At 52.7% G+C, this 13,567-nt stretch carries 12 protein-coding genes; 4 read left to right on the top strand and 8 right to left on the bottom strand.

Features of this window, described 5'->3' with window-relative positions:
* Window positions 1–66: 66 nt before the first annotated feature.
* The 4 genes from SLW74_RS12870 to SLW74_RS12855 form a co-directional block, all read right to left on the bottom strand.
* Window positions 67–456: a DUF6957 family protein gene (locus tag SLW74_RS12870; RefSeq protein ID WP_410929100.1), complete on the bottom strand. Its 390-nt coding sequence runs from the start codon at window positions 454–456 to the stop codon at window positions 67–69.
* 177 nt (window positions 457–633) lie between these two features.
* A complete protein-coding gene (locus SLW74_RS12865) occupies window positions 634–948 on the bottom strand; it encodes a hypothetical protein (RefSeq protein WP_410929099.1) in 315 nt (104 codons plus the stop codon).
* Window positions 945–1,226: a hypothetical protein gene (locus tag SLW74_RS12860; protein ID WP_410929098.1), complete on the bottom strand. Its 282-nt coding sequence runs from the start codon at window positions 1,224–1,226 to the stop codon at window positions 945–947. Before SLW74_RS12860 ends, SLW74_RS12865 begins: the two co-directional genes overlap by 4 nt.
* A 25-nt stretch (window positions 1,227–1,251) precedes the next feature.
* Complete coding sequence (locus SLW74_RS12855) at window positions 1,252–1,980, bottom strand: metallophosphoesterase (RefSeq protein ID WP_410929097.1); 729 nt, start codon at window positions 1,978–1,980, stop codon at window positions 1,252–1,254.
* A 402-nt stretch (window positions 1,981–2,382) separates the two neighbouring features.
* Between SLW74_RS12855 and SLW74_RS12850 the strand changes: the two genes are divergently transcribed.
* The 3 genes from SLW74_RS12850 to SLW74_RS12840 all read left to right on the top strand — a co-directional run bounded on the left by SLW74_RS12850 (window position 2,383) and on the right by SLW74_RS12840 (window position 6,899).
* A complete protein-coding gene (locus SLW74_RS12850; protein WP_410929096.1) occupies window positions 2,383–2,841 on the top strand; it encodes a sigma factor-like helix-turn-helix DNA-binding protein in 459 nt (152 codons plus the stop codon).
* Window positions 2,842–3,339: 498 nt separating this feature from the next.
* The gene (locus SLW74_RS12845; RefSeq protein WP_410929095.1) at window positions 3,340–5,100 is read left to right on the top strand and encodes a hypothetical protein; all 1,761 of its coding nucleotides are present in this window, start codon (window positions 3,340–3,342) and stop codon (window positions 5,098–5,100) included.
* Window positions 5,097–6,899, top strand: a complete 1,803-nt coding sequence (locus SLW74_RS12840; RefSeq protein WP_410929094.1) for a chemotaxis protein — start codon at window positions 5,097–5,099, stop codon at window positions 6,897–6,899. The genes SLW74_RS12845 and SLW74_RS12840 overlap by 4 nt, the downstream gene beginning before the upstream one ends.
* A gap of 326 nt (window positions 6,900–7,225) precedes the next feature.
* Here SLW74_RS12840 and SLW74_RS12835 read toward each other — a convergent pair whose 3' ends face one another.
* The 3 genes from SLW74_RS12835 to SLW74_RS12825 all read right to left on the bottom strand — a co-directional run bounded on the left by SLW74_RS12835 (window position 7,226) and on the right by SLW74_RS12825 (window position 11,870).
* Window positions 7,226–9,427 (bottom strand): hypothetical protein, encoded by a 2,202-nt coding sequence (locus SLW74_RS12835; RefSeq protein ID WP_410929093.1) that lies wholly within the window; start codon window positions 9,425–9,427, stop codon window positions 7,226–7,228.
* Window positions 9,428–10,585 carry an ATP-binding protein gene (locus SLW74_RS12830; protein ID WP_410929092.1) on the bottom strand — a complete coding sequence of 386 codons (1,158 nt, stop codon included), beginning with the start codon at window positions 10,583–10,585 and terminating at the stop codon, window positions 9,428–9,430. It abuts the gene before it with no gap.
* Window positions 10,586–11,192: 607 nt separating this feature from the next.
* Window positions 11,193–11,870, bottom strand: a complete 678-nt coding sequence (locus SLW74_RS12825; protein WP_410929091.1) for an EcsC family protein — start codon at window positions 11,868–11,870, stop codon at window positions 11,193–11,195.
* Window positions 11,871–12,405: 535 nt separating this feature from the next.
* Between SLW74_RS12825 and SLW74_RS12820 the strand changes: the two genes are divergently transcribed.
* Entirely contained in the window at window positions 12,406–12,786 is a 381-nt protein-coding gene (locus tag SLW74_RS12820; protein ID WP_410929090.1) for a hypothetical protein, read from the top strand.
* A gap of 415 nt (window positions 12,787–13,201) precedes the next feature.
* On the opposite strand, the gene SLW74_RS12815 is transcribed toward SLW74_RS12820, so the two are convergent.
* Window positions 13,202–13,507 carry a hypothetical protein gene (locus tag SLW74_RS12815; protein ID WP_410929089.1) on the bottom strand — a complete coding sequence of 102 codons (306 nt, stop codon included), beginning with the start codon at window positions 13,505–13,507 and terminating at the stop codon, window positions 13,202–13,204.
* Window positions 13,508–13,567 lie beyond the last annotated feature (60 nt).

Here is a 13,567-nt window from a genome sequence, read left to right as displayed (position 1 = left end):
CCTCAGGTCTCCCAGCCCCCCATCGTTAGCCAGGACGCAGCTCGCAGACGTCAGCGAATTGCACATTCAAAACACCCTTACCAAGGTCGAGAGGGGCATCAATGTCTTTCGGCCATTGCCTAGGAGCACGTACAGTTTGCCCTCAGTCTGGAAGAACATACCGTCCGAGAACTTGATCAGCGGCGTCGACCGAAACCAGTGAGAAGTGTTATGGGCTGTGCTATCGAATAGCACCCGAAAAGCGAGCAGCATTGCTGGCTTCTTACCCTGTGTAGACAGCTCATCGATTACGAGATCAGGTGCATCGAAATCGACCCATGCCCACTCTCCTAAAATGCAAAAGCTGATACCGGGAAAGCGTTCTTCAGTGATCGCAATCGCCTCCTGCAACCCCATCTGAGCACCGCACATTACTTCGCTAAGCCCAATCATCTGCGTGAAGTCAAAGTCTTGCATGAAACAATACCTCCCAGGTCGTTCAGGATGGTTTCTATGTGCTCAGATCGTAAGTCCACCTCTCTGCTGAAGGGTGCCGCCATGCGCCCCGCCCGCGCTCCCCTGGATGCAATGGGGTGAATCCAACGTCCAAACGCTTTAGAACTTGGCTCAACACCACTGAGCTACTCGTCTCTTTCAATGACTGGAAAGCTCAAAGAGGCTACCTCCTAGAAGCGTCTGAACCTCAGCGCCTTTAGACGATACGAGTGCGTAACGGCTTCCCGAAAAGGTCGAAGCGATGGTGTAACCCGAACATTCAGAAAACTCGACGACCGTTGATGTGCGAATGAGTCGCCAATCCGCGAACTGTCCGCGCGAGTCATTGAAAATGTTTCCAACCAAGCTGAATCCCTCAATCTCTGGCAGGTACAGAATCGCAGTGATCGGTAGATCAAACTCGATCTGGGCGGCTTCGATCACCGGGCTCGGCACCTCATCTCGATAGCTCACAGTTCAGTCCCGTCCGACCTACTCGCGGCGATAACGTAGTAATCGCTTCCGCATGAAGTCTGGAGCAATACAAAGCTCTCTCGACGATCAACGACTCTTACAGGAGGCGTGGCGACTGTTGACCCATCCTCAATGGTGCCTGAGCGGTCAAAGTACGCGGTGGCTGCAAAGCGGTTTTCCACAGGGACGGAATCAAATAGGTAGGCGTCAATCAATACACCCCATTGCTCGTTGCTTGCAGCAAGAACAGCTGGAGGTATCGAAGCAGCTTTTTGCATGATCTTCTTTCCAGGTTTCGACACATCAAACCTCCAGGATTTTTGCGGGCTCGAACCCGGTTTCTTCAAGCGGGTAGCCCCTAGGGTTGGAGATCACTCGACAATTTCCAAAGACGGTATCGATCGCTTTGTGGGTGTGTCCAAAAATCCAAACATCAGCTTTATCCACCAGCCCGTACCAATTGTTGTAATAAGCCGCACTGATGTGCCCATCGTGCTCGTCCCCTGCTGCCTCACGCAGCGGACAGTGATGGCTGACGACTACGGTTTTGCCGTTAAATGGCTTTTCGAGTTCTTGGGTGAGAAACTCTTTCGTGGCGTGATTCCTCTCAATAACGTCTACCGGTCTCAGGCGTCGATATCCGCTACCTGCGCGTATCAGCCGAAAGTCGTTCATATCACGGGCGCAAATGCTGGATGCCGCGACGACATCTCCGGTGCTCGTGAAGTCAGTCCACCCAGTCGCCACGAGGAAACGGACATCGCCAACCGTCCGGACTTCGTTCTCAAGGACGTGCACATGGCCGGCGGCGGCTGCTTTCATCTTTTCGCGCGTGCGGTCGATGTGGCCCTTGTAAAATTCGTGGTTGCCCGCGCAATAGATCACCTCAGATTTGAACGTTTCGTTCGCCCAGCCGACACCTCGGGCCAGCAAATCAATATCGCCAGCGAGCACTACCAGATCGACTTCCACTGGTGGTGGAGAAAAACGGTCAAATTCGTTATGCAAATCTGAGTAGATCAATACTTTCATCAACGTCTCCGCAGCACAGGCATTGTGCTGGGCTCACTTGTTTAGGAGTCACGGGCGCTCTTGGTGCCCAGGTCATGTCGCGCGATCAATTTGGGGGCGGCCACCCCGACCGCAATCTAGACAAGCGCCCTTCCCGAGCACGCTTGCCGTGACTGAGGCGGCCAACCCCTCCTCTCGCCAGACTGCGTGATGACGCCTCCAGGTTACTCAGGGTTTAGGGCTATATTGATTCCGTGGGCTGGTTCTTATGAGTCTACCCATCACCACGCAGGCCTCATCGCAGCGTGTGCAGAATTGTGTTCGCCACAAAAACAACCAAATGCGCCAGCTAAAATGAATATATAGGTTTGAATGGCGTTAGGCAAACGCGGCATACCCTTCCGTTTTGAACGGATGGGGAAAATGTCTTTACGCACAGCTCTCGCGTCAGCGCTGCAGCTAATCCGTCGCGCTCGCGGAATGTCTCAATCAGACTTCGAAGGCAGCGTCACCCAGTCCCACATCAGCTTGCTCGAATCTGCAGGCACATCGGTCAGCACCGACACCTTGCACGACCTCTGCAAATCACTCGAAATGCATCCCGTAGCTTTCATGACGCTTGTGTATTCGGCTCATTCGCAATTGACTCCCGCTGAAGTGTTAATCCTTGCTAAAGAAGAGCTCGTCCAGCAAGGATTGATCGACAAGGTCGTAGAGAGCGCACCTAAAAAGCGCTCTCACCCACGCGTGTCGAACGCCGCCAAGGCGCGGGAGGCCGTGCTTGAGTTGAAAGAGGCCGGCCACACCCAAGCTGAGATCGCGCGGCGGCTGAACATGGCTGAATCCACTGTTCGGCGGCACTGGCACCGGGTTGAAGATTAATCGATGAGGTCTTAGGGTACAGGGCGTAGCTCATTATCGAACTCGCGCTATGCTCGAACCGAAACTCACTATGTCAGAGCTTCACCCGAGCCGCTGAAGACAATATTGCGGCCACTACCCTTTGAGTTCCGGATACACCCCTAGACGACGGGGAGGAAAGTTTCACCAGATGGCGACGACCACCTCCCTGGGACTAGCAACATTTAGCTTTTGGTCTTCTTCCGACGCTGGGTATACCGGCCCTAAGCGCCTCGACGCCTTGGTGTAATCCCCCCAGGCGGCACCTTCAGTCAACATCACCTGTGCTTTCACGGCTTTGACTTTCTGGTATTGGCCGTCGTATTCAACGACCACATCCGCAGTCACGTCGAATGCGGATAACAGCCAGCAATTGGGTGCATGTGCTGGCCACTCGCCCCTTATCTGCAGAGGTGTAATATCGGGCGTACTACCAAGCTCGGCTGCGGCTGAGCAATGGATTGCTTGGAAGGAACTGAGATGACTACCCCGTCACGTGATGAGATCGTTGTAGCCGCCAAAGAAGGCACACTGCTTGATTTGATTTTCAAGGACAGCTGGCGGCACGACAGCGCGCCGTTTTCCCAGGCCTTGATCGACGCACATCAAGCGACTGATATCGATCTGCACTCCCTGCTCCCCCTGCCGGAACCGTCTCGTTTTTCCCACGACGAGATTTATCTGGGTATCGAGATATTCCTGCCGGCGCTGGGCTCCATCTCGACCAACTGCGATGAGTTGCTTGAACTGATGGCAGGGGTGGTTCCTCACGATGACCCTATGCTCAGCTACTCATCGTACGGCGAGATAATGAAATGGTGCCAGGCTTCACCAGATCGCCTCCTCGACCTGCTGCAGCTGATCAAGTCGGACGCCCCACTTTCTCAACGATTCCACTGCGTCCAGGCATGTATCAGTGCCGGACTGCAGGCAGATCCAGATTTCTATCTGGCGCAGGCTTTGGAGTTTCTCGAACAGGGGAACGCCCTTCAGCGCGCCCAAGCAGCCAGGGCACTCTGTAATTTGTCTGCAGAGGTGCGCAGCAGCTGCGTTGATCTAGTCGAAACCATCTTGGCTTTGATCAACCGTGAGGCTGAACCGTCCGTGCGAGACGCTCTCCTCGCCCTGGCATTGGCCTGGCAACAAGATACTCCTGCTGAACTCGAACGATCGACATATAGACTCATCGAGCAAGCCGCCTGCCCAATCACTTTGGCGGCAAAAAAAGCGATAGGCCTTGCGTTGATGGGTACCGCCAACGTTTACAGCCCCCAAGTCCGTCAGGATCTCCTTGCGCTCGTGTCATCAGGTCAGCCTGAGGATGAAGTCGTTAAGCTACTGGATATCGTCTTGGCTGGGATGATTCGCAGAGGCGACGTTTCGGAGGCTCAGGAGTTGATTGAAAAGCTCATCCTCGGTGACTCCACCGTACCATTTACTGGCTTCACCTCAGTTCTGCATGAGCTTGAGAGCAGGGATGCTATTGTCTTGGACAGATGGGTGGTTCGCTGGCTGCAATTTGACTCACTGAGACTAGCCCTGGCACTCAGGCGTGGCCTGTTTGCAGCCAGTGAAGGTCGAGTATTCACATTTGATTTCAGTCAGGCACTGGATATACCTGAAAGCGATTACCTGTTCATCGCACGCAAAGCGCTCGGCACCTTTTTCTCAAAGCCCCTCTTTATTGCGTCCCTGATTGTCAGTCTCATGCGTAACGCATCCGGCGCCACCTTGGGTGAGCTGGAGAGGCTGTTGTTCGATCCAGTGCTGATTAACTATTCAGGGCTGAAGTCAGACTATCTGGACGAGATCGCGGAAAGCACCACCGATTCGGCATCACCGGCTGTCCAGCGTGCACTGCAGGAGCTGCATAAGTATCTGCGAGGCCTAGGGGATGCGCACATCCGCGAATTGCAACCTTCGGAGCGCCAGCGTCAGTTGGAGCACCATCGACGCAATGAGCAGATGCAAAATGACATGGTGGAAGCTCGCGCGTCCTCAATCATGGCTGACCTGGTCAGCGAGCAAGTCTTACTGTACGGCACCAGAATGGCCAGCTGGGTGCCGGCGTTCCCACCTCCGCAAAACATGGCGGACGGTGATACGGGGCCAATGCGTCGTATCGAGCAATCCCTCGCCACTGTTCAACACATCTTCCAGATTCCACGGCAGTCTGTTCTGGAACCCTCCACCCTAGAGATCCAGAACCTCAATTTCTTGTATGTGGAGCGCACGCGATGAAACTGGTCTTCCGCGAGTACCTCGCCTCGCTTCGTGAACGCAATGAATTGGATGTCGTTCTGCCTGATCTTTTGAGTGAGATGGGCTTCAACGTGATCTCCCGTCCTTCAACAGGCCCACGCCAGTACGGCGTCGACGTTGCCGCCGTAAGCCCCGAGAAAGACGGCGAGCAGAAACTCTACTTGTTCACCATCAAGCAGGGTGATCTCACACGTGGCGAGTGGGAAGCCATCCCTCAAGGTGTCCGCAGTTCAATCAACGAAATCCTTGACGTCTATATCACCAAGCGGATTCCCACGCAGTACGAGTCAATGAAAGTCGTCATCTGCCTGTGCTTCGGAGGCAGTGTGAAAGAGGCGGTGAGAGACAACCTGACAGGAATGATCGAAAAAGAAACCACTGACAGGATCTCATTCCAGGTATGGAACGGCGACTACCTGGCGGGCTTGCTCGCCGACGGTTTGCTGCAGCATCAGCACGTGAGCAAGAGCCTTCAGTCGAGGTTCCAAAAGTCCATTGCGATGCTCGACGAGCCTGATGTCTCCGTTCAGCATTTCACCGCACTCATTGAAGGGCTCGTGGAGGCTGGCAACCAAGACCCCGTGCAACGACTCGCCACGCTGCGACAAATGTACATCTGCCTCTCGGTGCTGTTCGTCTGGGCTCGTACGCAAGACAATCTCGAGGCCCCCTACAGAGCCAGTGAGCTGGTCATTCTGCGAGCTTGGGAGCTAGTCAAAGATGATATCGAGGCTGCTTCGATCGGGCACACCCACATCGGCCTGACCTTCAACGAGCTGCTGGATCTGCACACAAAGATTTGGGCCGAGCTGATGGAGGAGAAAATCCTCCCGCTCGCAGCAAGACGAGATGCACTGGCCTGCTCTGTCAACTCCCACAGCCTTATCGACATCAACCTGAAGCTGTTTGAGATTCTAGGTCGCATCGCCGTGAGGGGGCTTTGGATTCTGTGGCATCACCTGGACGGCAATGGGCTGCGAGTCCTTGGCGCATCCGAGGTGCCAGAAGAGGCCACCAAGCTCGCTTTCCACATCGCTGCGCTCATCAAGAACAATCGAGCTTTGCTCTCCCCTGTAGCCGACGAGCAAGTTATCGAGATTACTTGCGCTTTGATGTTTCTATCGACGATGAGGGAGTGGCGCAGCTATGCGCGGGATTACAGCGATGAGCTTCTGACCTACTACCACTTCAATTTCACCAGGCATCATCAGTACCCCACCATCCACGGCAACTACCAGGAGCTGATACGGCACCCCCATGCCAGGACTGATGAGTATCGGACGCAGCACACCAAGGGCAGCGTTCTCATACCGATCATGTTGCTCTGGGCCACTTTGGATGGCGAAACAGCGTCTAGCGGCCGATTTGCTCAATTCGTACGAAACGAAATGAAGCATTGCAATCAGCAACTGTGGATGTCCGGGCCTGATACTGAAGCTCTCTTGTATCTCAGCAGACCGCCGCATGGGTTGGCGCTTTGTGACATACCCATCACGGGTGACGGCGAGGCAGCGAGAAAGATCCTGGAGAAAGAATGCTCTGCAGAGAGTGACTATACGCGCCTCTCTGCTATTCGCTTAGGGCATTGGCCGCTATTGGTTATGGCTTGCCGCCATAGCCGACTTCCGATTCCACCTCAGCTCTGGTTCCCAATCGTGATCAAGGACGCGCCGCCTCCAAGGACTAATGCAGACGCCCCGCAGCTTACTGCCAAAGCCGCCCGAGCACATTCGGTGTTCTGGCGATCGCGTCGGGTGGGCGCGAACCTTATGTTTTAAAATTCTAAGTTCTACAACGCGCGCGCCTGCCGCCCTTTGTCAGCGATATCGAAATAACGGAGACGCTCAAACGGTGGGCGCTCATAAGGTCGTTTGTAACTCGCCACAGTATGCGCAGCCGCGATGGGATAGGCATCAACTACGACCGTTATGGAACAGGTTTTCAGTACATGAAAGTGGGCCGACTCGGCTGGTCATCAGCAGCCCTGTCGGGAAACCGAAAGCATCTACCATCGGTGATTGCGCCGAACTAATATCGTGAAAGTCTTAAGAAGAAATAGCGTTTGCAGCGGCGAGAAAATCACACGCTGCAAAGACTTCTAATACTAAAGCGACTCTGAATCCTTGGTGAACAGAGTGTGTATTCCCTCTAGCCGCGATGCCATGTGAGTGCAGATAAAGTCGTTGACGTTACCTGCGACTGCCGAATGGAGGGTGATCTTCCCAATGCACAATGCAATAATGAATTCAAGCGCTGCCTCCCCGCGCGGATACCCGTAGCCCCGGACGATGCGACGAATGATGTCAGCCATCGCCAAGCTGTAGCCTTCGTGCTCTCGGTAATCCAGCTCTGCCGGATGAGCCGCCCGGAGAAAAGCAGTTTGAATGATTCCGTCGTCGTAGCGTGAGAAGACTTCCGGGGAAAGCAAGACCTGCTGAAGCTCGATTGAGGCCAGCTTTTTACCCTCCCCGAGCTTAGCGGACTGTCTGGCATTCTGCAGTACCCAGTTGATCGTCAAAAATACCTCAACACTGGAACTAGATTTCACATCAGTTGTACCGTCTACAAAGGCAAAACCTTTGGTGATCGCCATCGGCTTGCCCGTTTGGCTGGAGGGCCAAAATGCAGACTGAGTGAGACCAGCGTCGCCCGTGACCTTTAGCTGCTTGGCCCGCTCGACCACAAAGACGGGCGGCCGCGAAGTTTGGCTAATAATCCTCGACAGTAGGAGATCTTCGTCCTCCCAGTGCCGGTTACAAAGCGGGTTGGAGACTGGAAACTCGAAATAGCTCTTAACCGTGTAACGCTTAGCGCCGCTGGATGGCTGGGTCAAGTTGGAATACAGCTCTGCCATCTGGTCATATGATCGGCCCAAGAGTGCCCCGACCAAATACACTCGTGTTCCACTTTCTTGATTGCTCCTTAATCGACGGCTTACGCTCAGGAGCCGAGATCCTCTCTCCGCGGCAGCGGTTAAGATCAGTGCTCCGCCAACGAACGTATCTAAATCTTCCAGCTCTTCAAAGCTGAGAAAACGTACGATCGTGAGCCCATATGCCTCCAGCAATGATTTAGCAAGCGCTGCCATTGCCGAACTGGCGGGATCATCGTCATAGATAATTGTGTTGGTCGATAACGAAACCTCCTCAATGACGCAGTCGCTTAGCCACTCCTTAAACTGGGCGTCCGCAGCCAGCTTCGATCGGTCTATCCAAACCGTTCTCCGGTTGCCAGTTAGCCCCTGGCCATAGCATCCAAAGAATCCTTTGCCGACGTACCTTGAAAACCGATCTTGCAAAGTATCATGGGCATGCTTGACGGAAATGTTGAGGAGTTGTGTCTCGGAATGCTGAGCGACAAAGCGCTCACCCTGTATTCGTATTAATGGACGGGCGTCGGAGCCGTCACTTGTACTGAAATCGTGGGGTATTTCCAACGGCATCACGATCGAGCAATACGGCGATGTTTTCAGAAACGACAGGACGGTAATTATTTTTGAAGCATCAAATCCATTGTCCTCATACCATTTCTCGGCTAGACCGCAGTTGGTCGATGCCGAGATTAGACACAGCGCGACGCTGCCCGATGGGGCGCAGCCAGCTAAACCTTCATAGGACTTGAATGATCGAATGGAAAGAGGGCTAGTTTTGCCGAAGGTGTACAGAAATAACTTTATCGACAAGGCGACAGGAAGAAACGAAATTGTGTCTAGATATATTACTTTAGGTGCAGCGGAAAGCTCTGCCGGCGCCACATACTTCAGACACGCAAGTGCGATGAAATGCGAGTTGGTTGCTTCTGCTAATAAAGATTCCGCCCTTATAAAATAGTTGGCAGCGCGAGACGATGGCTTCGAAAATAAGAAACCGGATGGTGCTCTTTCCAACACCTTGCATTTAGTTGCCAAGCTTTTGAGACCGACGCTCAGTATTGCATCGAATGAATTAACTATAAGCTTACTTAGGTCTTTATCAATGCCATCATAAATCTCATGACTTGAGAGCTTTCCATCATAACTGAAAAATCCAAAACCATATTTGATATTGGAGGATCGGCCTTTCCGCTGCAAGGCGATCGAGATATCCGATTTGTCTTTCTTGAGGTCTTCTTTGATCTGCGCCCGGAAAACATCAGGAGTCAAAAACAGAACATGGTCGGGAAGCACGTACTGCTGCAGCCGCACCTGTAGCGCGTGAGTGATTTGTTCAGCTGTGACTTGGTCTGGCCCACTGAAAAAGACTACGATATTGGCAGCGGACGGCAAACCATCATTTAGGCAAATTTCAAAGTCGAGAAGGTCTGTCATTTAGTTCACCGGGATGCATATAGTGAAGACAGTTCCTTCCACCGCCGACAGTGTTCCATCCGCTTTCCATGGCTTAGGGGCAAATTTTGCAGTTTGAGGCTTCCCGCTGAAGGTCTGTTGAAGAGACAGCCTTCCTGTACGGAGTCGTACAAATGCTCGGAGGTCATTCATGGCTTTGGTGGCTCGGTGAAGTCCCATACCAGAGACCTCATCATCTTTTGATGTCACATGTTTCTCAAAACATTCCATGGTTGCTGCTAGCTCTTCCTCAATGGTTATGGCTGATAAATCGTCAATGATTCTTCCGTATTTATGCGATAACCACCTGCGCGCCATACCAGGGCCGCTATCTATAACAGAAACTTCCAATAGATCGAGGGTATCACCACCAGTCATATTGTTTGCGATAAACCGCTCAAAGATGGAAGCCCTGCCGGAAAACTTATCTTTAAGTTGGCTTCGCTGTACCTTGACCGATTTTATAGTCAGGCCGCGCAATCCTTTTTTATATTTAGTCCCTATGAGATCGGTTGTTGCATGCTGGTCAGCATTCGATATGAGCTCATAGATCACACTCCCCAATGAGGCCAGACCATGCTTCATCAAAGCACGCCTGTCCGCTCGGGTTTGCATCAAATCGGACGCCTTGTCGATTATCCCCTCGAATGTGTCACTAGGATGTACTTTGGGCTCCACACCACCAGCGTAAAACGGTTTGATATACTCACGGCGTGCATTATTGATGCTAAAAAGATTGATGACAGTGGGGCGTGCGCCCCTAACGTTACTAGTTTCCTTCAAAGCGCCATCGTACATTGCCTGAATCATTGGTAGCAGTGTCAGCAAAGCATCGCTTTTCTCGATTTCGGCATGAGCAGTTGTAGCGACTTTACTGCACATTACCAAGGCTGCGAGGCCGGCGCTAGATCGACCCAACGTCGCAACATGTGATGCCCAATCATTTTCATCACAATGCAGGTGTAGGAGCTTTTCATCGCCTCTTTTCGCCCAAGTAATTATTAGCTGCGCCAAGGCAGCTTCGATACCAAATATTCCACCGTAGCTGGTATTAAGCGGAATACGTACAGAATCATGCATCGACTCTGTGGTTAACAGGTCTTCAATGCTGTCTATGGTTACGGATTTTTGAATGATCACTTTGCGTCCTTGTGCAAAGACTCGACACGGCGACTCTGCTGCTAGTTTTTACCAATGCCTAGGCACTGGATCTTCATGCCCTGTAGTGGCTCCAGCGATTTACTTCAGGAGACACGCCCTCCTCAGCTAGAGAGCTGCTCCCGTCTAACGGTATCTCATGCGAAGCCTCTACGGTAGCGCAGCTGCCAGCCTTAGAATATAACTGTTGAGGACGAGCATTACCTGGAAGCATCCATCAGCACGTACGTTGATAGCTTTATCGGCTGGCCCGATCGTGTGCTGCAATCCAGTTCCCTTAGGGCAAGCCATGATCAGCGGTTCTCGAAGCTTGCCTCCGTAACTCTGATAGGATTGCCCGGCGGTCAAAGCAACTGGTGGCCACCAAGACGTGAGGTTACTCCCCTGTGCCTCGGCTTCTAAAATCATAACATGACAGGTTCGATGCCAAGGCAGAGAACGACATCACAGAATCTAGGCTTTGGGCCAACGAGGCTCGGATTGCCGACGCGTTCATGTCAAGGCCGAGCAAGCTACCGTGCTCGGCTCCCGTTTCGATACTTTCAATATTACGATTGCGCACCGTCAACAGCAATCAGCAGGTGCATCTTCACACCGCTTCTGCCCCATCAAAATGAAGCGCGAAGACATCACGTGCGACGCCTCCGACATAGCGAGTAAGGGCGTAGTTGGCGGTGCTCCCGATCACCACTCCAATTCCGAAAGGGATAGCCTTAGAGAAAGCGGTCTTGGTGAAATTTATGCCGACCTGTTTGAACAGCTGCTTGATTGTCTCCAAGGTCGCGCCTTTAAGATGCTCATTAATCATTTTAAGGGCGGCTTTGGAGGCGGCATTAGTCGCGTTCTTGGTCGCCATTTGCTCCAGTGAGCCGCTCAGCGCGATAACAAACGACATGTGCTTTGCGTCTTCGTTAGTCATCTTGTTGTTGATAGCGATGCCGAGGCACATGGTCATGTCAATCTGGAATTTCATACACAATGAAACGTCTGCAAGTCCACCACCAACTGCTGCTATGGCCGTACCCACTCCAGGAATAACGCCTGCCAACGAGGTTGCGCCACCAGATGTAGCCGCCATCTTAGCGTATCGGGAAATTATCTTGTCAGTCAGCAATGCTCGCAGCTCAGCGTCAGCCACGTTAGCTTTCGCCTGTCGAACCTGAGCTTCATATTGAGCGACAAGCTCACGAGCGTCAGCGGGAGTGATCGCAATCGCTTCCACCATCTTCATGAGAGCCGAGCTGTTATCGTCCTTAGTATCAGTCACTTTAAGTCCTTGACCCCGGAGGGGCTTCTTAGTCCATAAAAATTCGATGATGTTGTTCCACGCGTTCCAGATTGTATCGGCAACACCTCCCGTCCCTTTAACGCAGCTGCAGAGACTGGGAACACTGTGCGGTATGCCTGCTGGGCGTACATAGCTAATTGACACGTAACCTGCGATCCTGAATAAGGTAAACCGAGCGACTTTCAGGTGCGATTTTGGCCCGGGCCGTGATTTGTAGGCTGGTATGAGATTCAGATGAAGCGCTTTGTTTGAGTAAACAACTCAAATCCTCGACACCCTTTCTGCTCCGTCCTACCGTTGGACAACCAGTTCAGCTATGCCCCGCCCAGGCAACCAAGCTTACAGCTCGAAGCCCCTAATAATGCGCGCTGATCACCGCCAAATTACTTTTAATATTAACCATATGACTATTTTCATAACTCCATTTAGAGAAATGTCAATGGCGTAAGGTCTTGCGGCATTCATGGCTCCTCGGCAATATGAAGGTACAAGTATAACAATCCGAGCGAAATCTATGACGACCCTACGTATAACGGTCGCCGTGAGCGCATGTCACGAAAGCGATTTTATGATCCGGAGCAATATCAAGAAGCAGGAATCAATATGGGTGTCAAAACTTCAATTGATAGGCTTGGCATACCGAGAGTTCGACGCTATTGCAAAACGAATTACAGAGAACCCCTATGCCGCAAAGGCTTGCTTTGTTAGAGCCGTGATCGGCTGCGGGGTGAGTCTAGTAGATGCTGAAACTCTTTTGGCTGCAAAAGGATGGGAGCGCCGGATGAGGCTAACTTGGGGGCTGTTGAATGAGCATCAGCGGACTGAGGCCCGGAGCCTTGACTATACCATTTATGAAAACTACTGGCCGAATCTTGCCTTTATGGATGCAAACTAACCTCCCCTCATCTAAACCTATTTCCATTAACGATTCAGAAAGAAGCGTCTACATGCTCGACTGGAAGAGCAGGCTCTGAGGCGGGATCGTTAGATCACTTATATCGCAGGCATACCCAACCGTTAAGTTTAGGTTAAGGTCTTATTTGAAGTCGGCAGGTAACGGCTTCATCCTCCGCCTCCCGCGATGGCCATAAGCTGTGGTGTGTCAGATAGATTCAGCCTAGAGCACTCCCAATCAAAAACACCGCTTAAGCTTTTCCAGCAAGAGCAAGAGCAGGAGCAGGAGCAGGAGCAGGAGCAGGAGCAGGAGCAGGAGCACCAAAGCCTTGTGGGCTTTGGAATCAAAAGCAACGCCAAAGCAAGAGCAAGAGCAGTCAAAGCCTTGTGGGCTTTGACACCAAAGCAGGGTCTGTCTAGAAAACCTCGACGGTGAAGCGCACGTTGGGCAGTTGCCGATCCGACTTCGGCAGCGCATAAGGGTGATCGCCGGCCTTGATCGTGTGGGTGGGGAACAGTCGGCCGATATTGCGATAGGTGCTGACCGCCAGGTCCGGGAGCATGGCGCCGTCGTAGATCTGCTCGACCGTGCCAATGGGTTCCTGGGCGTGGGGATAGTCGTCTGCCCATGCACTGGACACCAGGGTGGCGGCCAGCAGACCGAGGGACAGGGTCAGCGGCCGGTTAGAGGCGGCGGGACGGGAAAAGACGGGTGAGTGCATGAGGTATCCTTTTTTGTCGGGTGCGCGCTTGAACCATAGCCCACCCACCGGCATTGCACC

It is taken from the genome of Pseudomonas sp. W5-36, assembly GCF_046540455.1.
GTDB classification, from domain to species: Bacteria; Pseudomonadota; Gammaproteobacteria; order Pseudomonadales; family Pseudomonadaceae; genus Aquipseudomonas; species Aquipseudomonas graminis_B.
Note: the sequence above shows the minus strand (reverse complement) of the source record. Positions and strands in the feature narration are given on the sequence as shown.

What these genes read in the sequence shown, in the direction of transcription:
- SLW74_RS12870 (WP_410929100.1), bottom strand. Translation starts at nt 456, where the DNA reads ATGCAAGACTTTGACTTCACGCAGATGATTGGGCTTAGCGAAGTAATG.
- SLW74_RS12860 (WP_410929098.1), bottom strand. Translation starts at nt 1,226, where the DNA reads ATGCAAAAAGCTGCTTCGATACCTCCAGCTGTTCTTGCTGCAAGCAAC.
- SLW74_RS12855 (WP_410929097.1), bottom strand. Translation starts at nt 1,980, where the DNA reads ATGAAAGTATTGATCTACTCAGATTTGCATAACGAATTTGACCGTTTT.
- SLW74_RS12850 (WP_410929096.1), top strand. Translation starts at nt 2,383, where the DNA reads ATGTCTTTACGCACAGCTCTCGCGTCAGCGCTGCAGCTAATCCGTCGC.
- SLW74_RS12845 (WP_410929095.1), top strand. Translation starts at nt 3,340, where the DNA reads ATGACTACCCCGTCACGTGATGAGATCGTTGTAGCCGCCAAAGAAGGC.
- SLW74_RS12840 (WP_410929094.1), top strand. Translation starts at nt 5,097, where the DNA reads ATGAAACTGGTCTTCCGCGAGTACCTCGCCTCGCTTCGTGAACGCAAT.
- SLW74_RS12835 (WP_410929093.1), bottom strand. Translation starts at nt 9,427, where the DNA reads ATGACAGACCTTCTCGACTTTGAAATTTGCCTAAATGATGGTTTGCCG.
- SLW74_RS12820 (WP_410929090.1), top strand. Translation starts at nt 12,406, where the DNA reads ATGACGACCCTACGTATAACGGTCGCCGTGAGCGCATGTCACGAAAGC.
- SLW74_RS12815 (WP_410929089.1), bottom strand. Translation starts at nt 13,507, where the DNA reads ATGCACTCACCCGTCTTTTCCCGTCCCGCCGCCTCTAACCGGCCGCTG.